This window comes from Asticcacaulis sp. DW145, from assembly GCF_037101385.1.
Taxonomy (GTDB): Bacteria; Pseudomonadota; Alphaproteobacteria; order Caulobacterales; family Caulobacteraceae; genus Asticcacaulis; species Asticcacaulis currens.
Genome location: NZ_AP029025.1, coordinates 1,308,241 through 1,330,529 on the forward strand (window position 1 = coordinate 1,308,241; position 22,289 = coordinate 1,330,529).

16 protein-coding genes are annotated in these 22,289 nt (G+C 62.9%); 10 read left to right on the forward strand and 6 right to left on the reverse strand.

What is annotated here, in order from left to right; genetic code table 11:
• The first annotated feature begins 85 nt into the window (after positions 1-85).
• From AACH73_RS17135 to AACH73_RS17150, 4 genes are all read left to right on the forward strand, one after another.
• A complete protein-coding gene (locus AACH73_RS17135) occupies positions 86-3,343 on the forward strand; it encodes a TonB-dependent receptor (RefSeq protein ID WP_272742391.1) in 3,258 nt (1,085 codons plus the stop codon).
• Positions 3,344-3,733: 390 nt separating this feature from the next.
• The gene (locus AACH73_RS17140; RefSeq protein WP_272742392.1) at positions 3,734-5,251 is read left to right on the forward strand and encodes a tryptophan halogenase family protein; all 1,518 of its coding nucleotides are present in this window, start codon (positions 3,734-3,736) and stop codon (positions 5,249-5,251) included.
• Entirely contained in the window at positions 5,244-6,737 is a 1,494-nt protein-coding gene (locus AACH73_RS17145; protein ID WP_272742393.1) for a tryptophan 7-halogenase, read from the forward strand. Before AACH73_RS17140 ends, AACH73_RS17145 begins: the two co-directional genes overlap by 8 nt.
• 10 nt (positions 6,738-6,747) lie before the next feature.
• Entirely contained in the window at positions 6,748-8,265 is a 1,518-nt protein-coding gene (locus AACH73_RS17150) for a tryptophan halogenase family protein (RefSeq protein ID WP_338735966.1), read from the forward strand.
• Between the two features lie 78 nt (positions 8,266-8,343).
• Here the strand turns inward: AACH73_RS17150 and AACH73_RS17155 are convergent, their stop codons facing one another.
• The 4 genes from AACH73_RS17155 to AACH73_RS17170 form a co-directional block, all read right to left on the reverse strand.
• Positions 8,344-9,009, reverse strand: coding sequence for a DUF6445 family protein (locus AACH73_RS17155; protein WP_272742395.1), 666 nt, complete (start codon positions 9,007-9,009; stop codon positions 8,344-8,346).
• Between the two features lie 68 nt (positions 9,010-9,077).
• Entirely contained in the window at positions 9,078-10,436 is a 1,359-nt protein-coding gene (locus AACH73_RS17160; protein ID WP_338735968.1) for an efflux transporter outer membrane subunit, read from the reverse strand.
• Positions 10,436-13,612, reverse strand: coding sequence for an efflux RND transporter permease subunit (locus AACH73_RS17165; protein ID WP_272742397.1), 3,177 nt, complete (start codon positions 13,610-13,612; stop codon positions 10,436-10,438). The genes AACH73_RS17160 and AACH73_RS17165 overlap by 1 nt, the downstream gene beginning before the upstream one ends.
• Positions 13,613-13,787: 175 nt before the next feature.
• The gene (locus AACH73_RS17170) at positions 13,788-14,984 is read right to left on the reverse strand and encodes an efflux RND transporter periplasmic adaptor subunit (RefSeq protein ID WP_272742398.1); all 1,197 of its coding nucleotides are present in this window, start codon (positions 14,982-14,984) and stop codon (positions 13,788-13,790) included.
• Positions 14,985-15,280: 296 nt separating this feature from the next.
• Between AACH73_RS17170 and AACH73_RS17175 the strand changes: the two genes are divergently transcribed.
• The 6 genes from AACH73_RS17175 (at position 15,281) to pstB (ending at position 21,617) form a co-directional block, all read left to right on the forward strand.
• A complete protein-coding gene (locus AACH73_RS17175) occupies positions 15,281-15,916 on the forward strand; it encodes a TetR/AcrR family transcriptional regulator (RefSeq protein WP_272742399.1) in 636 nt (211 codons plus the stop codon).
• A gap of 153 nt (positions 15,917-16,069) precedes the next feature.
• Complete coding sequence (locus AACH73_RS17180) at positions 16,070-17,698, forward strand: methyl-accepting chemotaxis protein (protein WP_272742400.1); 1,629 nt, start codon at positions 16,070-16,072, stop codon at positions 17,696-17,698.
• 191 nt (positions 17,699-17,889) lie between these two features.
• Complete coding sequence (gene pstS / locus AACH73_RS17185; protein ID WP_338735969.1) at positions 17,890-19,008, forward strand: phosphate ABC transporter substrate-binding protein PstS; 1,119 nt, start codon at positions 17,890-17,892, stop codon at positions 19,006-19,008.
• Between the two features lie 16 nt (positions 19,009-19,024).
• Positions 19,025-19,954: a phosphate ABC transporter permease subunit PstC gene (gene pstC / locus AACH73_RS17190; protein ID WP_272742402.1), complete on the forward strand. Its 930-nt coding sequence runs from the start codon at positions 19,025-19,027 to the stop codon at positions 19,952-19,954.
• Positions 19,955-19,967: 13 nt separating this feature from the next.
• A complete protein-coding gene (gene pstA / locus AACH73_RS17195) occupies positions 19,968-20,807 on the forward strand; it encodes a phosphate ABC transporter permease PstA (protein WP_272742403.1) in 840 nt (279 codons plus the stop codon).
• A gap of 9 nt (positions 20,808-20,816) precedes the next feature.
• Complete coding sequence (gene pstB, locus AACH73_RS17200; protein ID WP_272742404.1) at positions 20,817-21,617, forward strand: phosphate ABC transporter ATP-binding protein PstB; 801 nt, start codon at positions 20,817-20,819, stop codon at positions 21,615-21,617.
• Here the strand turns inward: pstB and AACH73_RS17205 are convergent.
• A complete protein-coding gene (locus AACH73_RS17205) occupies positions 21,614-21,949 on the reverse strand; it encodes a type II toxin-antitoxin system RelE/ParE family toxin (protein WP_338735971.1) in 336 nt (111 codons plus the stop codon). The genes pstB and AACH73_RS17205 overlap by 4 nt on opposite strands.
• A gap of 80 nt (positions 21,950-22,029) precedes the next feature.
• Positions 22,030-22,278 (reverse strand): type II toxin-antitoxin system ParD family antitoxin, encoded by a 249-nt coding sequence (locus tag AACH73_RS17210; protein WP_272742406.1) that lies wholly within the window; start codon positions 22,276-22,278, stop codon positions 22,030-22,032.
• Between the last annotated feature and the right edge of the window lie 11 nt (positions 22,279-22,289).

Consider the following 22,289-nt stretch of genomic DNA (forward strand, 5'->3'; position numbering starts at 1 on the left):
ACACGCAGTGTCGTGTTGCTTTCGCAATTCTGCCTCCCCGGAACCCTTTTTTTGAGATGAAGAGCGGTCAGGGAGGACTTGAATCATGACAGTTAAGTTGAAGCACGGCGTTTCCGCTATGGCGCTTCTGATTTCGGCAGGCATAGCCATGGGCGGTGCGGCTCAGGCGCAAACCGCTGCCAAGGCGGACGAGCCTCAGGAAGTCGTCGTCGTCGGCGCGCGCAAGGCCTTGCAAAGCGCGCAGCAGATCAAGAAGAACGCCGACACGGTCGTTGACTCGATCACGGCCAACGACATCGGGGCCTTCCCCGACAAGTCGGTCGCCGAAGCGCTGCAACGCGTCGCCGGCATCACCGTCAACCGCTTTGCCGCCACGGGCGACACGGCGCACTTCTCGGCCGAACCGTCGGGCGTGGTGGTGCGCGGCCTGCAACAGGTCCGCTCGGAATTTAACGGCCGTGACATCTTCACCGCCGACTCCAACCGTGGCCTGTCGTGGTCGGACGTCTCGCCGGAACTGATGGGTGGCGTGGATGTCTATAAAAACCAGACCGCGGAACTGATCGAAGGCGGTATCGCCGGTACGGTCAATCTGCGCACCCGCCTGCCGTTCGATCAGAAGGGTCGCCTGCTGGCGGCGACAGCGGAATACACCTATGGCGACCTGGCCAAAAAGGGTGCGGCCACCTTCTCCGGCATCTATTCCGACCGTTTTGAGACTGACCTCGGCGAATTCGGCGTGATGATCAACGCCGCCCATTCCGAAGTGAACACCAATTCGGAAGGCATCCAGCTCGGTCGTATGGCGGTCGTGCAGGCCCCGGCCATCTGGGGCACCTCGGACAAGCGCTATATCCCGACCAGCATCGCCCTGCGCGACAATGTCTATAACCGCGTGCGCGACGGCATTGCCGCCGCTGCCCAGTGGAAGAGCAACGACGGCAATATTACCGCCACGCTGCAATATAACCAGTCCAAGAAGCGCGAGCAGTGGGAAGAATATGTTTCCACCTCGAACGTCCCCGTGGACGTATGGGCTAAGGATATCGAGTACGTCAACACGGCGACGGGCAATACGGCGGCCTGTAAGGCCGGTACGACCTGCACCTTCGACTCCAATGGTTTCCTGCAGAAGGGCACGCTGCTCAGCACGCCGGATACCTGGTTCGGCCGTGCCGCCCGCACCCCGACGGGCCTCGCCGACAACGATTTCTTCGCCTGCTATAACTGGCAGGCCTGCTACAGCCCCGTGGGATACGGCACGACCTTCAGCACGGGCAGCCGCTACAGCGACAGCGTCAATGACACGCGCGACACCTCGTTTAACCTGAAGTGGCGCATTAACGACAAGCTGACGGCCAATTTTGACATCCAGCACGTCGAAGCGACCCAGACCAATTACGACATCACCGTCGATATGAACACGCAGGCCGATACGACCTGGGATCTGACGGGGGACCTGCCGCAAATCAAAATCGCCAACGGCTCGAACTTCAACATGGCCACCGGCGGGGTCGCCAATCCGCAAAACTACCGTATCCATGACATCATGGACCACGTGACGGATTCGGACGGCACCGAAGACGCCTTCCGCGCCGATATGCAGTACAGCTTCGATTCGCCCTGGCTCAACATGCTGAAGTTCGGCGTCCGTTACGCCGACCGTGAGCAGACCGTGCGCTGGACCACCTATAACTGGGCCAACGTCACCAATACCTGGAGCGACAACAACACCTACGACAACTACTTCATCACCGGTGCCAACTTCCCGAACAAGAACGCCTATGGCGTGCGCACGCTGGACCCCGACTTCTTCGGCGGCGATCGCACCAACGCCAGCTCGGCCGTCTTCTTCGCCATGGACCTGCTGAAGGACCAGCAAAAGCTGGCCAACACCTTCAACAGCACGGCCTATACGGCGGGCGGCACCAACGCCTGGGTGCCGGTGTGCAAGCGCACCAACCTTGTCGATGGCTGCTTCCGTCCGGCTGAAATCGCCGAAGTGTCCGAAGTCACCAAGGCGGCCTATCTGCAACTGAAGTTCGGTGGCGACGAAGCCCTGCTGTTCGGCAAGTTCCCGGTCACGGGTAATATCGGCGTGCGCTACGTCAAGACCGATAACGAAAGCATCGGCGGCACCAACTTCGGGGCGGGCTCCATTGTCTATGCGACGACGCCGACGAGCGATATTGCTACTACCGTCAACGGTGTAACGACGACACGGACGGTGCTGAACTCCACCTACTTCATCACCCAGGCCGATCGCAACTTTATTGCCGTCAATACCAACCGCGCGCCGAACGTGGCCACGCATGAGCACTGGTTGCCCAGCTTCAACGCCCGTATCGGTATCGCCGACGACTGGTTTATGCGGATTGCGGCTTCGCGCGCCATGTCGCGCCCCGACATCGGCAACCTGAAGGCCTATACGTCGGTGGGCTTCACCATCCCGTCTCAGTCGGAGCTGGTGTGTGGCGTCACCGTCGTCTGTGCCAATAATGCGCTTCCCGTCACCCCGGCCAATGCCAGCAATATCCAGAGCCTGATCCTGACCTATACGGCGGATGCCAACAACCCGTACCTGAAGCCGGTGACGGCGGATCAGTTCGACCTGTCATTCGAAAACTACTTCTCTTCGACCGGTTCGTTCACCTTCTCGCTGTTCTATAAACAGTTCCACGACTACATCACGCAGGGCGTTTACTTCCGTAACGTCACCAACAACGGCGTGACGCGCAGCGTGCGCACCCGCGGCCCGATCAATTCGGACGGCGGCGCGATCAAGGGCTGGGAACTGGCCTACAAGCGCTTCTTCGACAACCTGCCCTCTCCGTGGAACGGCCTCGGCATCGACGTCAACTATACCATGCTCAGCAACAAGGGCATCAAGTCGTCGAACGTCGTCGTCAATTCCGGCGACGGCACGGCGGGCCAAACGGGTGGCGGCACGTCCGTCGCGGCCAATTCGTTCACCGATCTGCCGCTGGAAGGCCTGTCGGACAAGACCTTCAACCTGGTCGGTATGTACGAAAAGGGGGCATGGTCGGCGCGTCTGGCCTATAACTGGCGTTCGGAATATCTCGTGACGTCGCAGGACTGCTGTATCGCTCTGCCGATCTGGCAAAAGTCGGCAGGCTATCTCGATGCCCGTCTGGCCTACCGCTTCAACGAGCAGGTCGAAGTGTCGCTGGAAGGCACCAACCTCCTCAACACCCGCACCGAGCTGATGCAGCAGGTCGATGGGGCCACTCAGAGCAGCCCGAACGATACCCGCCTGCTTCTGCCGAATGCCTGGTTCCAGAACGACCGTCGCCTTCAGGCGCAGGTTCGTCTGAAGTTCTAAGCCTGAGCCGTCCGCACCTCTTATCCGGGGTACGGACGGTGCCTCCCCTGCGCAGGGGTTTCGGTTTCTGCGCAATCTCTCCCTCCGTAAGTTGCGGAAAAACTTGTCGGGACGCATCACACAACGGTGGTGCGTCCTGTTTTTATCCACGTGGGAAGGCTTCGGGAAAGGCTTGGGGGACGGCAAGGAACAGGCGCAAAAGGACGATGTCCGCCGGGTGCACTCTGATCGGGTGAGACCCTTTTGGCCGACCTTCGTTTTGGGAAAACAGCACCATCAGGCAACCGCCTGGAGACAGGTCTCCATTCACACGGAACGTAACCTGCTTTAAGTGTGGTCGTTGTCTTCAGAAACGCGCAAAACCTCCTAACAAACACGGGTGAGACAGGCATGGCCCCCCTTCGCAATATCACCATACTGGGTGGCGGCACCTCCGGCTGGATGGCGGCGGCGGCGCTGAGCCGGGCCTTCGCGCCGGGCACCTGCACGATCCGCCTGATCGAGTCCGAAGAGATCGGCATTGTCGGCGTCGGCGAAGCCACCCTGCCGCAGGTGCGCGATTTTAACACCTGGCTCGGCCTCGACGAAGCCGAGTTCATGCGGGCCACCAACGCCACCTTCAAGCTGGGGATCGAGTTTCGCGGCTGGGGGGCGTCGCAGAGCTATCACCACCCCTTCGGCGTGCACGGTCAGTCGGCGGGCGGCATCCCCTTCCACCAGCTCTGGCTGAAGGCGCGGACCTTCATGGACCCCGGCCCCATCGAAGACTATGCCTTCCCCATCCGGCTGGCGCGCGAAAACCGCTTTGACTTTCCGGTCGAAGACCCGAAGTCGATCCGCTCCACCTACGACTATGCCTACCATTTCGATGCGGTCCTCTATGCCCGCTACCTGCGCCAGTGGTGCGAGGCGCGCGGCGTGCAGCGCATCGAAGGACAGGTCACCGGCGTCGATCAGAACGCCGAAACCGGCTTTGTCGAACGCCTGACCCTCGCCAGTGGCGGCAGCGTGGACGGCGACTTGTTTATCGACTGTTCCGGTTTCCGCGCCGTCATCGCCGGTCAGGCCCTGAACCTCGGCTGGGAAGACTGGACGCCGTGGCTGCCCTGCGACCGCGCTCTGGCCGTGCCGTGCGAACGTACCGACGACCTGACGCCCTACACACGCGCCACCGCCCGCGAAGCCGGGTGGACATGGCGCATCCCGCTGCAACACCGCACCGGCAACGGCTATGTCTTCTCCAGCCGCTTTTCGACGGAAGACCGCGCGCGTGAAGTGCTTCTGGGCGCGCTCGATGCCCCGGCTCAAGCCGAGCCACGCCTGCTGCGCTTTCAGGCCGGTCGCCGGACCGCGTCATGGCACAGGAACGTGATCGCGCTGGGGCTGGCCTCCGGTTTTCTGGAGCCGCTGGAATCGACCAGCATCTACCTGTCGCAGATCGCCCTGACCTTCCTGATGCGTCTGATGCCCGACACGCGCTTCGACCCGGCGCTGGCGCGCGAATTCAACCGCCTGATCGACATCGAATACGAGCGGGTGCGCGACTTCCTGATCCTGCACTACCACGCCAATTCGGCCAGTGAGGGCCCCCTGTGGGACTATGTGCGCACCATGCCGGTGCCGGACAGCCTGCGCGAAAAAATGGCCCTGTTCCGCCATCGCGGCTATGTGCAGCGCTATAAGGACGGCCTCTTTTCACCGGCGAGCTGGATCGCCGTCTTCATGGGGCAGGACGTCATGCCCGCCGCCTTCGACCCGCAGGCCGACGGTCTGGGGGAGGACGGCATACGCGACTATCTGAAACGCCTGAAGCGCAAGATCGACGCCAATCTGGCCGTTCTGCCCAGCCACGCGGACTTTGTCGCCGGGCACTGCTATGATCCGGACAGCGGGGTGACCCATGACTGACGCCCCGCCCCGTCCCGTTCGCAAGGTGGTGATCGTCGGTCGCGACGAAGCCCTGTGGCTGACCGCTGCGGTCTTGCAGCGCACCTTCGCGCGCAGTGATCTGAGCTTTACCGCCGTCGAGCTGCCGTCGCTGCTGCGCCCCGGCGAGGTGCTGCCGACGCTGGACAGTCAGGCCAGCTTCCACGCCCAGTTGGGGCTGGAGGAAGAGGTGCTGATGCGGGCGCTGGGCGCCACCTTTACGCTGGGTCAGCAATATGTCGGCTGGGCCAAAAACGCCCCCCCGGTGTTTGTGGGCTATTCCAGCACAGGCGTGGCAGTGCAAAACGTGCCCTTCCATCATCTGTGGCTGCGCGCCCGCGCCTCTGGCCTGTCGGTGGCCTATGAAGATTTCGCCATCAACGCCGCCTGCGCCAAACACGGCCGCCTGCTGACGCGCGAGGCGGAGCTGAGCGGCTTTGCCGAGGCCGGGCGCGGCTATCATCTGCCGGCGGCCCCCTATGGCGAAATGCTGCGTCAGGTGGCCCTCAAACGCGGCGTCCGTCATCTGCCGGCGGCGCACGTCTCGCCGGTCGTGCAGGGCGCGCAGATGTCCGCCGTGGTCCTGTCCGATGGCCAGACCGTCGAAGGCGATCTATTTATCGACACCACCGGCAGCGAGGCCCGCCTGCTCAGCCAGATGCCGGAGACCGGCTTCACCTCGTGGCGGCACTGGCTGCCGTTCGACCGCCTGCTGACCAGCTATGCCGCCCCCGCTACGCCGCTCCCGGTCTTTGCGCAGATTACCGCCTTCCGTTCGGGCTGGACCGGACTGTTTCCGCTGCGCGACTACACGGCCCTGCAACAGGTGTACACCACCGATGAGCTGTCCGACGACGAAGCGTTTGAAGCCGCCGCCACTGTCGCCAGGGTCAGCCTCAATCCGCAGGCCACCGTCACGCCGTTTGAGGCGGGGCAGCGCCGCGCCTGGTCGGGCAATGTCATCGGTCTGGGCGACGCCGCCGCCGTGCTCGACCCCCTGGGCAGTGCGCGTATGCCCGCCCTGCTGTTTGGCCTGTCGCACCTGACGGCCCTGTTCCCGCTGGATACGGGCGGCCTCGAAAGCGCCGTCTATAACCGCACGGTGGCTCAGGTCTATGCGCGCCTGCGCGACGCGCAGATCCTCCTCTACAGCCTCAACAAGCGCCGCGACCAGCCCGTCTGGGACCGTCTGCGCAGTCAGAGCCTGCCGCCGGAACTGGCCTACCGGCTGGAGCTGTTCTCCGCCTGCGGGCACATGCCGATGTATGATGAGGAAACCTTCGACGAGGCGTGGTGGATCGCGGCCTGTCTGGGTCACGGCCGCCTGCCCGCCGCCTATGATGTGCGCGCGGATCAGATCGCCGAACCTGACCTGATCCGCCATTTCCAGAGCGTTCTCGGCTATGTGCGCAAACAGGTTGAAACCATGCCCACCCCGGATGCCGTATCACGGGCAGCGACTGTATAGGGTTTATCGGATGCAACAGACCATCAGGAAGATTGTGATTGTCGGCGGCGGCAGCGCCGGGTGGATGGCCGCGGCAGGCCTGTCCAAGGCGCTGGGCGACGCGCTGGAGATTGATCTGATCGAGTCGGAGGAAATCGGCATTGTCGGCGTCGGCGAAGCCACCATTCCACCCATCCTCAAATTTAACGACTTTCTGGGCATAGACGAAGCCACCTTCGTGCGCGAAACCCACGCCACCTACAAGCTGGGGATCGAGTTCGTCGATTGGCGCGCCCGCGGCCACAGCTATTTCCACCCCTTTGGCCACAGCGGGCGGGAAATCGAGAGCTTCCCCTTCCACCATTACTGGCTGGCCGACTGGTGGCGTCGCGGCGGGGACTATGACTATACGCAGTATAATCTGGAGACCGTCGCCGCCTATAAGGGCCGCTTCGGGCATCTGATGTCGGAAGGCGACAAGCCGAACCTGAACTATGCCTTTCAATTCGACGCCGTCCTCTATGCCAAATTCCTGCGCAATTACAGCGCCGAACGCGGCGTCATCCGCCACGAAGGCCGCATCGTCAGCGTCGAACAGCATCCGGAAACCGGATTTGTCACGGCGGTCGTCACCGCCGATGGCCGCCGCCTCGAAGGCGATCTGTTCATCGACTGCTCCGGCTTTCGCGGCCTGCTGATCGAAGGGGCGCTGAACTGCGGCTACGAAGACTGGTCGCGCTGGCTGCCGATGAACAGCGCCGTGGCCGTGCCGTGTGAGCGCGTCGCCGACATCACCCCCTACACCCGCGCCACGGCCCGCGAAGCCGGCTGGACCTGGCGCATCCCGCTGCAACACCGCACGGGCAATGGCTATGTCTTCTCCGATCAGTTCATCAGCGTCGAAGACGCCAGGGCGCGTCTGCTGGGCTGTCTGGACGGCGCCCCTCTGGCCGATCCGCGCCTGCTGAAATTTGTCACCGGCCACCGCAAGCGCGTCTGGGACAAGAATGTGGTAGCGCTCGGTCTTGCCTCCGGCTTCCTCGAACCGCTGGAATCGACCGCCCTCCATCTGGTGCAGTCAGGCATTACGCGCCTTCTGGCCCTGTTCCCCCGCACCGGCATCGTGCCGTCGGTCGTCGCGCAGTACAATAAGGAGGTGCTGTTCGATTATAACAATATCAAAGACTTCCTGATCGCCCACTATAAGGTGAGCGAGCGCGACGACACGCCGTTCTGGCAGTGGGTGCAGGCCATGGACATGCCCGACAGCCTGAAAGAGCGGCTCGAGATGTTCCGGGAAACGGCGATTGTGGTGGCGCGCGACCCGGAGCTGTTCCGCGACACGAGCTGGCTGGCCGTCCTGATGGGTCAGGGACTGCTGCCCAAAGCCGTTCACCCGGCCGTGGACAGCGTGGACCCCACCGACCTGCGCCTGCATATGAGCCGCTGGCGCAAGATGGTGGAAAGCCGTGCCGACACCCTGCCCGCCCACGAAGACTATCTGCGGCGCTTTGCGCCGTCGGCGGAACTGCGGCGGCGCGAGGCCTGATTTTCGTCTGACGTTTTGTGTTATCGCGCCTTTGATTTCAAAGCCCTTGCACACTTTTCGGAATGCGCTTCGGGATAGCTATCGGATACCAAAAAACAGATTGGCCGTCAGACGCCGCCCCTCGTCTGACCGCACCTCGCCGTAATGTATCTGCCCGGCGCGGTAGAAGATCAGCCGGTTGAGACGCGGCTCGACCGCGGCAATCTCTTCGTAGAATTGCCCCCGCGCCGCAGCACCTGTCCCTTCGAAGCCGTCCAGTTCCAGCCGCCGCGCGCGCTCAAAACTATAGCTGCGGCTGGGGGTGATCAGCTCATGCCCGCTGGCGCGGTGGCGGAAAAAGGCCGTCCCGCCCAGATCACCTGCAAACAGATAATGGACGCTGGCAAAGCTGTTGAGATTGAAGGCGTCGATATGCGGCGCGGCCTGACGCACGGCCATATCGGCCCCCCCTTGCGTCGCCACCCCGAAAAAGCCGAACAGGGGCAACGGCTGAGGCGTCACGCCAAAAATCGGCAACAGGCGGGGCAGAAGCGCCGTCGCCACCACCGCCTTATAGGCATCGGGCAGGGGCGCGTTGAGACCCGGATAGCGCGATCCGGGTGCCGGCGTGCGAAAGGCCGCGGCATCGGCCTCGGCGATCAGGGCCTGCGGATCGGTCAGCACCTCATCGACAATGACCAGAGGCTGGGCCTCCTGACCCAGAGACTGTACCGTAAGGGTCAGATGAGGATTGAGTGAGATCATAAAAAAACCGCCTGAGAGACCGGTATCTATAGTCTCTCAGGCGGTCAAAGCGCAAACGGCAAACCGCTCTATTGCAGGCCTCCGCCGGTGGCCGAATAGAGCCGCGTCAGGTTCAGCACGCGGGTCAGGCGCGTCGTGATCAGCCCCTGCTGCGCGCCATAGAGGGTGCGTTGGGCGTCGGTCAGGGTCAGACGCGAATCCACACCGCGGTCAAAACGGGCGCGCGACAGGGCCTCGGTTTCGCTGGCCGCCTCGACCACACGGGTCTGGGCCGTCAGGCGGGTGTCGATGGTCGAACGCACAGCCAGAGCGTCGGCCACATCGCGGAACGCGGTCTGGATCGACTTTTCATAGGTGGCAAGCGCGATATCACGCGCCTTTTTCGAGCCTTCCAGCCCGGCGACATTGGCCCCTCCGGCAAAGATCGGCACCGAGATCGACGGCGCAAAGCTCCAGGTGTCGGCCCCGTCAAACAGGTTGTTAAGATCGGTAGAGGCCTTGCCCACCGCGCCGGTCAGCGAGATGCGCGGGAAGAAGGCGGCGCGCGCCGCCCCGATATTGGCGTTGGCAGCCTTCAGATCGAATTCGGCGGCCACCACGTCCGGGCGCTTCAGCAGGACGTCCGACGGCAGGCCGACCGGCAGGTCGCTCAGCACGGCATTTTCCGGCAGGGCATCGGGCAGGTTGGCGGCATCGACCTCCACCCCGACCAGCAGGCGCAGGGCGTTCTTGTCCTGCTGCACCAGCGCTTCCAGTTGCGCCACGTCGGCGCGCGCCTGTTCGGTCAGGGTCTGCTCCTGACGCAGGCCCAGCGCGTCGGTGGCACCGAGGTCGAAACGCTTTTGCGTCAGGGACAGGCTCTCTTCGCGCAGACGCAGGGTCTCACGCGACAGGCGCAACTGCTCCTGATCGGCGCCCAGGGTCAGCCACGCCGTCGCCACCGACGCAATCAGCGACACCTTTGCCGCCTTCTGATTTTCAGCCGAGGCGAAATAGGTGTTGAGCGCAGCATTGCTCAGCGATCGCACCCGTCCGAACAGGTCCAACTCCCACGAAGCCCCGACATCGGCGCTATAGCTATCCGGAGTTTCCTTAGCCTGACGACCGCTGACTGTGCCATTGACACCGGGGAACAGGCCGGCGCGCTGCACGCTGTACTGGGCGCGCACGCGCTCGGCATTGAGGGTGGCGATGCGCAGGTCGCGGTTATTGACCAGCGCCTCATAGATGACGCTTTGCAGGCGCGGGTCGAGGAAGACCTTTTGCCACGGCAGGGTTTCTGCCGAGGCCCCCTGCGCGGTGGCGGGGGTCGGGAACTGATCGGCCACCGGCAGGGTGCCGCGCTCATATTTCGGCGCCATCGTACAGGCGCTGAGGACCAGAGCCGTGGCCGGGAGCATCAGACCGAGTTTAAGCGAGCTAGTCATTAGTGGTCCTCACGGTTGTGACGCGACTGTTCCAGCGCCGCCAGAGCTTCGCGCTCCGCCGCCAGAGTCTTAAGGTGCTTTTCGTCCGCCTTGAACATCTTTTCAATGATGACAAAGAAAAGCGGAATAAAGAACACCGCCAGGAAGGTGGCCGACAGGATGCCGCCGACCAGACCCGTACCGATGGCGTTCTGGCTGCCCGACCCCGCGCCATTGGCGAAGAAGAGCGGCAGGATGCCGAAGGTAAAGGCCATGGAGGTCATGATGATCGGGCGCAGGCGGACGCGGGCCGCCTGAAGCGTGGCGTCGATCAGATTCATGCCGCTTTCGTGGTTATGCTTGGCAAACTCGACGATAAGGATGGCGTTCTTCGCCGACAGACCGATGATGGTCAAGAGGGCCACCTGAAGGTAGATGTCGTTCGACAGGCCGCGCAGCAGGGTGGCAATCAACGCCCCCAGCACCCCCAGCGGAATGACCATGACGATGGCCACCGGGATCGACCAGCTCTCATAGAGGGCGGCCAACAGGATAAAGACGACGAAGATCGACAGGGCGTAGAGCATGGGGGCTTGCGCACCGGACTGCTTCTCCTGAAGCGACAGGCCGGTCCATTCATAGCTGATGCCGGGGGGCAGTTGCGCGATGATCTTCTCCATCTCGGCCATGGCCTGACCCGACGACTTGCCCGGTGCGGCCATACCCTGAATATTCATCGACGGCGCGCCGTTATAGCGCTCCAGTCGCGGCGAGCCGTAGGCCCAGTGCGCGGTCGTGAAGGCCGACATCGGCACCATCTGGCCCTGTGCATTACGCACATACCACTGGTTCAGATCCTCCGGCTTCATGCGGAAGGGCGCATCGGCCTGCACAAATACCTTCTTGACGCGGTTGCGGTCGATGAAGTCGTTGACATAGGCCCCGCCCATCGCGGTCGAAAGCGTGGCATTGACATCGCTGAGGCTGACGCCCATGGCACCGGCGGCGACCTGATCAATATCGAGCTTCAGTTCCGGCGTGTCTTCCATGCCGTTAGGACGCACCGCCATCAGCGACGGATTCTGCGCCGCCATACCCAGCACCTGATTACGGGCATTGAGCAGGGCTTCGTGACCCAGACCCCCGACATCCTTCAGCTGAAGGTCGAAGCCTGACGAGTTGCCGAGTTCGGAGACGGCCGGCGGGATGATGGCGAAGGCCATGGCATCCCGGAACTGGCTGAACGCTCCCATGGCACGCCCGGCGACGGCGGGCGCCTTCATGTCGGCCGATTTACGCTCTTCGAACGGCTTGAGGCGGACGAAGGCCATACCCGCGTTCTGACCGATCCCGGCAAACGAGAAGCCACTGACCGTAAAGGCCGATTCCACGGCGCTGTCCTTGGCAAAGTGCGCGCCGACCTGATCCATGACCTGACCGGTACGCTCGTCCGTCGCCCCTGGCGGAAGCTGGACAAGGGTAAACAGGATGCCCTGATCCTCATCCGGCAGGAAGGAGGTCGGGATGCGGGTGAACAGGAAGGCCATCAGGCCGACGATCACCGCAAAGACGATCATGTAACGGCCACCCTGATTGAGGATCTTGCCCACCGTGTTGCGGTAGCCATTGGCCATGCGGTCAAAGTTGCGGTTGAACCAGCCGAAAAAGCCCTTCTTTTGCGAATGGTCGGCGTCCGACGCCTTGAGCAGGGTGGCGCACAGGGCCGGGGTGAGGATCAGGGCCACCACCACCGACAGGGCCATAGCCGAAACGATGGTGATCGAGAACTGACGATAAATCACGCCCTGCGAGCCGCCGAAGAAGGCCATGGGGATGAACACCGCCGACAGGACCAGCGCAATACCGATCAGGGCCCCGGTGATCTCCTCCATCGACTTGATGGTCGCGGCCATAGGCGGCAGCTTTTCGTCGTGCATGACGCGCTCGACGTTTTCCACCACGACGATGGCGTCATCGACCAGCAGACCGATGGCCAGCACCAGCCCGAACAAGGTCAGGGTATTGATCGAATAGCCAAAGGCCGCCAGCACGCCGAACGTCCCCAGCAACACCACCGGCACGGCGATGGTCGGGATGATGGTGGCGCGCCAGTTTTGCAGGAAGAGGAACATGACGACGAAGACGAGCACCACGGCTTCGATCAGGGTCTTCACGACCTCATGGATCGACAGCTCGATAAATGGCGTCGTGTCGAAGGGGACCACATAGCGGTACCCTTTGGGGAAGTTCTTCTCCAGCTCGACCATCTTGGCCTTCACGGCATTGGCGGTGTTCAGCGCATTGGCCCCGGTGGCCAGGCTGATGGCGACACCCGTCGCTTCACGGCCATTGAACTTCACCGCCCCGGTATATTGCTGCGCCCCCAGCTCAACACGCGCCACGTCCTCCAGCTTCACCACGGCCCCGCCGGCGGTGTTCTTGAGGATGATGTTGCGGAACTGTTCGATGCGGGTCAGACGCGATTGTGCCGTGATCGTGGCGTTGAGCACCGTGCCCTTCACGGCGGGCAGACCGCCCAGTTGCCCGGCGGAGACCTGCGTGTTCTGGGCGCGGATGGCGTTCATCACGTCGGTCGGCGTCAGGCTGTAGCTGGTCAGCTTGGCCGGATCGAGCCAGATACGCATGGCGTACTGGGCCCCGAAGTTCTGGATGGTGCCGACGCCATCGACGCGGCTGAGCTGATCGACCAGGGTCGAGGACATATAGTCGCCAAGGTCATGCTCGGAGACATTGGGGTCTTCCGAATAAAGCCCGACGACCATCAGGAAGCTGGAGGTCGCCTTGGCCACGGTCAGGCCCTGCTGCTGCACCTCCTGCGGCAGGAGCGGCGTCGCCGATTGCAGCTTGTTCTGCACCTGAACCTGCGCAATGTCGGGATTGGTCCCCGCCTTGAAGGTCAGGGTGATGGTCGCCGCACCGCTCGAATCCGAGGTCGAGTTCATGTAGAGAAGGCCGTCAATGCCCTTCATCTGCTGCTCGACGATCTGGGTCACCGAGTCTTCGACCGTCTTGGCCGAAGCGCCCGGATAGAAGGCGCTGACCGACACCTGCGGCAGGGCGATCTGCGGATACTGGGCGATCGGCAGGTTGGCGATGGACAGAAGGCCCGCCATCATGATGACGATGGCCACCACCCAGGCGAAGATCGGTCTGTGGATAAAGAAACGCGAGATCATGACGGTGCCTTTGCAGGAACGGATGCAGTCAGATGGAGGTCTGGCAGATGGAGGTCTGGTCCCGCCCGATGAAACGGAGAAAGCAGGCCAACACAGGCCGGGACCGGAGTATCAGGGCTGACGACGGACACACTTCGGGCGTCGCATCGTCAGTCCTTTATTTAAAACGCTTGAATTACTTAGCTTTTTGAGCAGAACCCGCGGCCGCCGGAGCTTCCTTGGCCGCGCCGACGCTGACGGGTTTGACCGGCGCTTCGGGGCGGATCTTCTGAAGACCCTCCACGATCACCTTGTCACCCGCCTGCAAGCCTTCGGTCACCAGCCACTTGTCACCGACCGTCTGCGCCACCTTGATCGGGCGCGGCTCGGCCTTGTTGTCCTTCGACACCACCATGACCGTGGCATTGCCCTTCGGATCGCGCGTCACCGCCGGCTGCGGCACCAAAATGCCGTTACCGACCACGCCCGACACGATGCGCGCCTTGGCATACATGCCCGGCAGCAGGACGCCGTTGGGGTTGGGGAACAGGGCGCGCAGCGTCACGGTGCCGGTCGATTCATCGACGCTGACGTCCGAGAATTGCAGCTTGCCCTTGAGCGGATAGACCGTACCGTCTTCGAGGACCAGTTCGACATCCGCCGTCGTCGCTTCGCCGATCTGACCCGCCGCCGCCGCACGCTTTAGCGCCATCAGCTCCGTCACCGACTGATTGATGTCGAGATAGATATTGTCGATATTCTGGATGCGCGTCAGCTCGGTCGCCTGCGCCGCCGTGACCAGAGCACCCGGCGTGACGTTCGACTTGCCGATACGACCCGAAATAGGGGCCATGACCTTGGTGTAGCCGACATTGATGCCGGCGGTTTGCAGCGCGGCCTGACCGGCGGCGACGGTCGCCCTGGCCTGAGCGTACTGCGCCTGCGCGTCGTCATTGTCCTGCTTCGACACGGCGTTGATCTTGACCAGCTCGGCATAGCGCTCGGCCTTGAGGCGCGCCGCCGTCAGATTGGCTTCGGCCTGCGCGACGGTGGCCTGCGCCTGAGCGTAGGAGGCCTGAAACGGCGCGGCGTCGATCTGATAGAGGGGCTGACCCGCCTTGACATAGCTGCCTTCGGTGAACAGGCGCGCCTTGACGATGCCGCTGACCTGCGGACGCACTTCCGACAGAAGGTAGGCCGAGGTCCGACCCGACAGCTCGGTCGTCAGATTGACCGGCTCAGAGGCCACCACGACGATCCCGACCTCGGTCGGCCCGCCCATGCCCATGCCGCCCGCCCCGGGGCCGCCTTCCTTTTTGCCGCAGGCCGTGAGGGTGAGGCCAAGCGCCAGCACCACCGCTGCGGATTTCATAAGGGGGGATTGCGATCTCATGCGGGTTCTCTCCGGAACGAAATATCATAGCAGCGGCCAGAGAGGCTGAGCGCCTCCGACCTCTGAACTCTGTCACTTGTAAATGCCGCCTTATACGTCGGCGCAGATCAAAGTGTGCAACGCAAAACAAGCCCTACACCTGTCGCACCTAGGCGCAAGAAAGTGTCAGCATGAAATGAGAGTGAACGATCATTCTCATTTTTTCTGGCCTTACGCGGCTTTTTGGTGTATGTCAAGCGCAGAGATAACATTAAAAAATGTTAACTCCCTTATCTACGAAGGGTTTGCCACCGCGGATGAACAGTACAGCTTTGAAGTCCCCTCTTACCGATTCCCCTGTCGCACCGCGGTCGCGCCAAAGCCGTGAGGAGCGGCGCCAGCAAATTCTCGACGCTACGCTGCGCTGCGTCAGACGCTCCGGCTTTCACGGTGCCTCCATGGCCGACATCGCCGCCGAAGCCAGAATGAGTGTCGGCGTTATTTATCGCTACTTTGCGAATAAAGAAGCCATTATTGAAGCCATCGTCGCCAACGATCTGGCCGAAATGCGCGCCAAGTTCGCCGAATGGGACGACACGCCGGACGATCAGTTGCTGGATCAGATCCTGCTCACCGTGGACTTCGCGCTGGACCACAAATATGGCCCGGACAAGAGCGCTCTGGCGCTTGAGGTGCTGGCCGAAGCGGCGCGCAATCCGCGCGTTGCCGCTATCGTTCAGGCCGCCGACGTGCAGGAGCGCGAACTGGGCCGCAACCTCTGCGACCGCCTCAATCCAGGATGCGACCGCAAGCGGATGGATGCGCGCGGCGAAATCATCGGCATGTTGTTCGACGGTATGATGATCCGCGCCGTTTCCAATCCCGACATCGACCGCGAAGCGCTGGCCAGCGAACTGCGCGAAGTGCTGAAAGTGCTCTTCATACTGAAATAACGCGGCTTCACCCGGCAAAATAGCACCATAAACAGCTTTTGGGGCTCAGCACCTGCCGGCTTAACCCTCCATTAAAAAACGAACGGTTACTGGACGTTCAGTTCAGAAAACGAGCCGGCACAGACGTGCGCGGGCGGGATGTGGGGGGCGGCTATGCTTAAACGTCTGGGTATCGGGTGGAGCGCGGGCTGGCGCGACGGGCTGATTGCCGGTTGCACCCTGTTTGCCGCCGCCGCCGTCACCGGTCTGGCGGTCTATCTGACCGCCTCTTCGGCGCTGAAAAACGAAGTCCGCACCAATCTGATGCGCGTTGCTGTCAGCGCGGCGCAACTGACCGACACCACCGCCCACGCCCGCATCACCCGCCCCGAAGATCAGGGCAATGCCGATTACGAGCACGTGCGCGCCCCCTATTTCGCCCTGCTGCGCGGCAATCCGGACCTCGCCTACATCTACACCATGATCCGCGTGGACGGTAAGACCCACTTCATCATGGACGCCTCCATCCCCAAGCCCGGCGATCAGATCGTGCCGACCGGCGTGATGGAAACCTATGACAACCGCACCCCCGTGCTTGAAAAGGCCTTTGAGACCCAGGCTCCGCAGGTCGAGGCGGAAACCTATACGGACAAATGGGGCACCTTCCTGTCGGGCTATGCGCCGCTGGTGGACAAGGGGCAATTTGTCGGTCTGGTCGGGGTCGATATCCGCGTGGACGCCTATCTGAAACGTCTGGAAGGCATCCGCAACGCCCTGCTCATCGGTCTGGGCGTCGCCGCACTGGCGGCCATTGCGGCCGGGCTGATGGTCGGACGCCACCGCCATGCGGCGGAGCGCGTGCGTCAGGAAAACGCCGCCCGTTCGCAGCAATTGCAGGCCATGGAGCACGACCGCCTGCGCGCCGAACACACGGCGCTTCAGGCCGAGGCCAGCCGCCGCACCGCTATGTCGGACGCCGCTACCGCCTTTGAACAGACCGCCTGCCGTATTCTCGACGGTGTGAGACAGGCCGTGGAGGGTCTGCACGAACGCGCCGCCGATGTCTCGGAAATCGCCATCCGTACCCGCGAAGGCGTCGAAACCGCCGCCACGGCGACGCGCAACACGCAGGAGCGCGCCCGCCACGTTGCCGAAGCGGCGCAGGCCCTGAGCCTCGCCATCCGCGATATTGCCGAACGCAGCGCCCGCTCGGACGCCATTGCTCACGAAGCGGCGCACCGGTCCGCCGACGCGGCGGCCAAGCTCGATTCGCTCTCGGCCCGCTCCGCGCAGATCACCGACATTATCGGGCTGATCGACGACATTGCCGGTCAGATCAACCTGCTGGCGCTGAACGCCACCATCGAATCCGCCCGTGCCGGGGCCGCCGGGCGCGGCTTTGCCGTGGTGGCCGCCGAGGTCAAGACCCTCTCTGGACGCGTCGCCGAAGCGACCCGCCGCATCACCAGCCAGATTCAGGACATTCAGTCGGCGACGCGCGACACGGTGGACAGCGTCGGGGCCATCCGCAGCATCATCACGGATATGGGCCGCACGGCGCAAGACGTCGCTCAGGCCGTCGAGGCGCAGACCGGCCTGACCGCCCGCATCGGCGAAACCATCGAACAGACCGCCACCGACGCTCAGGCCGTGGGCCGCACCCTGCAACTTGTGCATCGCTCCGCCGATGAAACCGACCAGACCGCCGCCTGCGTCAGCGCGGAATCGGCGCATCTGGCCGAAGAAACCGCGCGCCTCAACAGCGCGGTGGACACCTTCCTGCGCGCCGTGCGGGCGGTTTAGACCAGTCGCCCCTCTGGCGACATTCACACAACTGTCATAAAACTGTTGTAACGCCGCCTCAGCTTCACAGCGCCGCCTGCCGTTTACCCTTGCGTCATATTTGTTTAACGCAGCGGTGATTTACCGGTGGTTGGATTCGGATACGTCATCCTCACCGGAAGCGTGTTCGTCGGATCATCGGAGACGAGTAGATGTTCAAACCCTTCGCCCTGGCGCTTGGCGCGCTGCTCCTGCTGACCGCGTGCTCGGACAAGGGTGCGGCGACCGCTGAAGGCAAGGACGCGCCGGCGGCGGGCGACATCACCGGTGCGGGTTCGACCTTTTTTGCGCCGCTGGGGGCCAAGTGGGCCGAAACCTATAAGGACACCACCGGCATCCGTCTGAACTATCAGTCGATCGGCTCCGGCGGCGGTGTGCGTCAGATCAAGGTGAAAACGGTCGATTTCGGCGCGACGGACAAGCCGGTCAAGCCTGCCGATCTCGACGAATCCGGCCTGCTGCAATTCCCCATCGTCATGGGGGGCATCGTGCCCATCGTCAACCTGCCCGATATCAAGAGCGGCCAGCTCAACCTGACCGGCCCGCTTCTGGCCGATATCTATATGGGTAAGGTGAAGCGCTGGGACGACGCGCCCATCCGCGCCCTCAATCCGGGCCTCAAACTGCCGCACCTGCCGATCACGGTCATCCACCGCGCCGACGGGTCGGGCACCACCTTCCTCTTTTCCAACTATCTGGCCAAGGTCAGCCCGACGTGGAAGGCAGAGGTCGGGGCCTCGGACGCGCTGGAATGGCCGGTGGGCCTGGGCGGCAAGGGCAATGAAGGCGTTTCGGCCTTCGTCAAGCAGACCCTTGGCTCCATCGGCTATGTCGAATTCGCCGTCGCCGCCCGCACCGGCACCGCCGTCGTCAATATGCAAAACCACGACGGCCATATGATCGCCCCGTCCATCGAAGCCTTTGCCGCCGCTGCAGCGGGTGCCGACTGGGCGCACGCGCCCGGCAATCAGCTTCTGCTCCTCGATCAGCCGGGGGCTCAGGCGTGGCCGATCACCGGTACCGTCTTCATCGTCATGCACAAAAAGCAGGACAAGCCGGCCAGCGGCCGCGCCGCCCTCACCTTCTTCGACTGGGCCTATACCAATGGCGACGCCCTGGCGACCAAGATGCACTACGTCCCCCTGCCCCCTGAGGTGAAGCAGATGATGCGCGCCCAGTGGTCGCAGATCACCGGTCCGGACGGTAAGCCGGTCTATACCCCGGCCACCGCCGCCCCCGCCGTGGCGGCCTCTGCCGCCTCCGCTCAGTAAGCTTATGGAAACCCCAATGTCTCTTCAGAGCGCCCGCCACCCTGATCCCGTTGACCCGATCTTCCGCGGCCTCGCCTTCGCGGCGGCGACGACCCTGCTCCTGACTCTGGGCGGCCTGATCGTCGCCCTGATGATCGGCGGCTGGCCCGCCATCTCCAAGTTCGGCTTCGGCTTCCTGACCTCCAGCACGTGGAACCCGGTCACCGAGGTCTATGGGGCCGCCGGTCCCATCGTCGGCACGCTGATCACGGCAGTGCTGTCTCTGGCCATTGCCCTGCCCATCGCCGTCTGCGTCTCGGTCTTTCTGACCCAGTATTGCCCCAAGGCCATCGCCCAGCCGGTTTCGACCGCCATTGAGCTTCTGGCCGGCATCCCCTCCATCGTCTATGGCATGTGGGGCCTGTTCGTCTTCGCGCCGTGGTTTGCGCGCACGGTGCAACTGCCCATTCTGACCAGCCTCGACCCCGAAAGCTTCTGGGGCAAGCTGCTGGCCGGTGTGCCCAACGGGGCCAATATCTTCACGGCCTCCATCGTGCTGGCCATCATGATCCTGCCCTATATGTCGGCGGTCTTCCGTGAGTTGTTCCGCTCGATCCCGCCGCAGGTGCGCGAAGCCGCCTTCGGCCTCGGCTGCACCTCCTACGAAGTGGTGGGCTCGGTGCTGATCCCCTACGTCAAGAAGGGCATGATCGGCGTGGTCATGCTGGGCTTCGGCCGCGCTCTGGGTGAGACCATGGCCGTCACCTTCATCATCGGCAATTCGCACCGCTTCCCGGACTCGCTGTTCGCTTCGGGCTCGACGCTGGCCTCGACCATCGCCAATGAGTTCAACGAAGCCTCGGGCGTCCACCTCGCCTCGCTGATCGCGCTGGGTCTGGTGCTGTTCCTGATTACCTTCACCGTTCTGGCCATCGCCAGGGCGCTCCTGTCCTCGCAGCGTTACTAAGGGAGGCAAGAGCATGGATCGCGCCCTTCGCCGCAAATTCGCCAATCAGGCCTTCGTCGTTATCTGCACCGGGGCCGCGCTGGTCGCTCTCGCCGCGCTGGCCCTGATCATGTTCTCGCTGCTGACCAAGGGCGTCGGCGGGGTGGACCTGATGCTGTTCACCGCCGACACCCCTGCCCCGGACTCGCCCGGCGGCCTGCGCAACGCCATTGTCGGCTCCATTCTGATGTGCGGCGTCGCCATGATGATTGCCGTGGTTATCGGCGTGCTGGCCGGGACGTGGCTGGCCGAAATCGGCGGCAACACCCCCTATGGCCACGTCGTGCGCTTCCTCAATGACGTGCTTCTGTCGGCCCCGTCCATCCTGATCGGGCTGTTCGTCTACTGGTGGGTCGTGGTCCCCATGGGCGGCTTCTCCGGCTGGGCCGGGGCGATCGCGCTCGGCATCCTCGCCACGCCCATCGTGACCCGCACCACCGAAGACATCCTGAACCTTCAGCCCAATGCCCTGCGCGAAGCCGGTATGGCGCTGGGGGCCTCTCAATGGGTCACGGTGCGCAGCATCATCTGGAAGGCGGCCGGGGCGGGTATGCTGACCGGCGGCCTCTTGGGCTTTGCGCGTATTTCGGGTGAAACCGCGCCGCTGCTGTTTACCGCCCTCAACAACCAGTTCCTGAGCTTCGACATGTCGAAGCCATTCGCCAGCCTGCCGGGCGCCATCTATCCCTTCGCCATGAGCCCCTACGAGACGTGGAACACCCTCGCCTGGGCCGGGGCGCTGCTGATTACGCTGGCGGTTCTGGGCGTCAACATTCTGGGGCGCTGGCTCGCCCGCGACAAAGATCACAAGTAAGGCCTCGTCATGTCCGACACCGATTTCCAAAGCGTCATCACCCCGCCCCCGGCCGATCAGCTTGTGCTGGAAACGCGGAACCTCAACTTCTACTACGGCACGCATCAGTCGCTGTTCGGCGTCTCCATGCCGGTCAAGCGCAACGGCATCACCGCCCTGATCGGTCCGTCGGGCTGCGGCAAGTCCACCCTGCTGCGCACCATGAATCGCATCTATGACCTCTATCCGGGTCAGCGGGCCGAAGGCGAGATTCTGGTCGATGGCGAGAACATTCTGGGCCCCAAGGTCGATCTGACCAGCTTACGCGCCCGCGTCGGCATGGTCTTCCAGAAGCCGACCCCCTTCCCCATGTCGATCTATGACAATGTGGCCTTCGGCGTGAAGCTGTACCACAAGAAGTCGAAATCGCAGATGGACGAGGTGGTCGAAAAGGCCCTGCGCCGCGCCGCGCTGTGGGACGAGGTGAAGGACAAGCTGACCAAGTCCGGCCTGTCGCTTTCGGGCGGTCAGCAGCAGCGTCTGTGCGTCGCCCGCGGCATCGCGGTTGAGCCGGAAATCCTGCTGCTCGACGAACCGGCCTCGGCGCTCGACCCCATTTCGACGGCCAAGCTGGAAGACACGCTGGAAGAGCTGAAGCGCGACCTGACCATCATCATCGTGACCCATAACCTGCAACAGGCGGCGCGCCTGTCGGACTATACGGGCTTCATGTATCTGGGTAAGATGGTCGAATACGGCCCAACCGAAGAACTGTTCGTCAAGCCGAAGGTCGAACGCACCTCCGACTATATCGGCGGCCGCTTCGGTTAAGCTTCAAAGGCGGCAGGCATATCGCGAGCGGCATTCAATACCCGCACCAGTTCGATACCCTGCTCTACAGGACGATAATAAAGCACATAGGGCCGGATCGGAAAGCTGCGCAGCTCAGCGTAGAGTTCCGGTCGGGGTCGCCCCATGTCGGGATGCAAAGACAACTTTCTAAGCGTTTCGGCAATGCGATCCAGCATCTTATCCGCAGCGTCAGGACGATCTTTGGGAATATAATACCAACGGCCGAAGATGCTGACCGCATCCGGCCGTTGAAAACTCGAGAATTTCTCATATGTATCAGCTACATGAGAAATTCTCGAACGGAATACCAAGAGTCATTTCCAATGACCCTTGGTATAAAGCCACAGGGCTTCGAGATCATCTTCCGCCCGTGCCGTCTTTAAAATCCGGGTCATTTCGCTCTGGCGCGACCTTTTGCCTTGATGGCTTCGATATCCAGTTCCCCTGCTGAACCACTTTCGATGCCTTCACGGATCGACTCGCGCAACGCCTCAAGTTTGGCCGCCTGAAACCGATCATTGGCTTCCATCAGGCGCAGCGCATCGCGGATCACTTCGCTGGCATTATTATACAGGCCGCCCGCGACTTTCTCACGCACCATATCTTCGAGACGCGGCGTCAGATTTATGTTGAGGGTCATGGCGTATCTCC

Excerpts from the sequence above, each read along its gene's own strand:
- AACH73_RS17145 (WP_272742393.1), top strand. The coding sequence starts at position 5,244 with ATGACTGACGCCCCGCCCCGTCCCGTTCGCAAGGTGGTGATCGTCGGT.
- pstA (WP_272742403.1), top strand. The coding sequence starts at position 19,968 with ATGGATCGCGCCCTTCGCCGCAAATTCGCCAATCAGGCCTTCGTCGTT.
- AACH73_RS17175 (WP_272742399.1), top strand. The coding sequence starts at position 15,281 with ATGAACAGTACAGCTTTGAAGTCCCCTCTTACCGATTCCCCTGTCGCA.
- pstC (WP_272742402.1), top strand. The coding sequence starts at position 19,025 with ATGTCTCTTCAGAGCGCCCGCCACCCTGATCCCGTTGACCCGATCTTC.
- AACH73_RS17165 (WP_272742397.1), bottom strand. The coding sequence starts at position 13,612 with ATGATCTCGCGTTTCTTTATCCACAGACCGATCTTCGCCTGGGTGGTG.
- AACH73_RS17160 (WP_338735968.1), bottom strand. The coding sequence starts at position 10,436 with ATGACTAGCTCGCTTAAACTCGGTCTGATGCTCCCGGCCACGGCTCTG.
- AACH73_RS17170 (WP_272742398.1), bottom strand. The coding sequence starts at position 14,984 with ATGAGATCGCAATCCCCCCTTATGAAATCCGCAGCGGTGGTGCTGGCG.
- AACH73_RS17150 (WP_338735966.1), top strand. The coding sequence starts at position 6,748 with ATGCAACAGACCATCAGGAAGATTGTGATTGTCGGCGGCGGCAGCGCC.
- AACH73_RS17180 (WP_272742400.1), top strand. The coding sequence starts at position 16,070 with ATGCTTAAACGTCTGGGTATCGGGTGGAGCGCGGGCTGGCGCGACGGG.
- pstB (WP_272742404.1), top strand. The coding sequence starts at position 20,817 with ATGTCCGACACCGATTTCCAAAGCGTCATCACCCCGCCCCCGGCCGAT.
- pstS (WP_338735969.1), top strand. The coding sequence starts at position 17,890 with ATGTTCAAACCCTTCGCCCTGGCGCTTGGCGCGCTGCTCCTGCTGACC.
- AACH73_RS17210 (WP_272742406.1), bottom strand. The coding sequence starts at position 22,278 with ATGACCCTCAACATAAATCTGACGCCGCGTCTCGAAGATATGGTGCGT.
- AACH73_RS17140 (WP_272742392.1), top strand. The coding sequence starts at position 3,734 with ATGGCCCCCCTTCGCAATATCACCATACTGGGTGGCGGCACCTCCGGC.
- AACH73_RS17135 (WP_272742391.1), top strand. The coding sequence starts at position 86 with ATGACAGTTAAGTTGAAGCACGGCGTTTCCGCTATGGCGCTTCTGATT.
- AACH73_RS17155 (WP_272742395.1), bottom strand. The coding sequence starts at position 9,009 with ATGATCTCACTCAATCCTCATCTGACCCTTACGGTACAGTCTCTGGGT.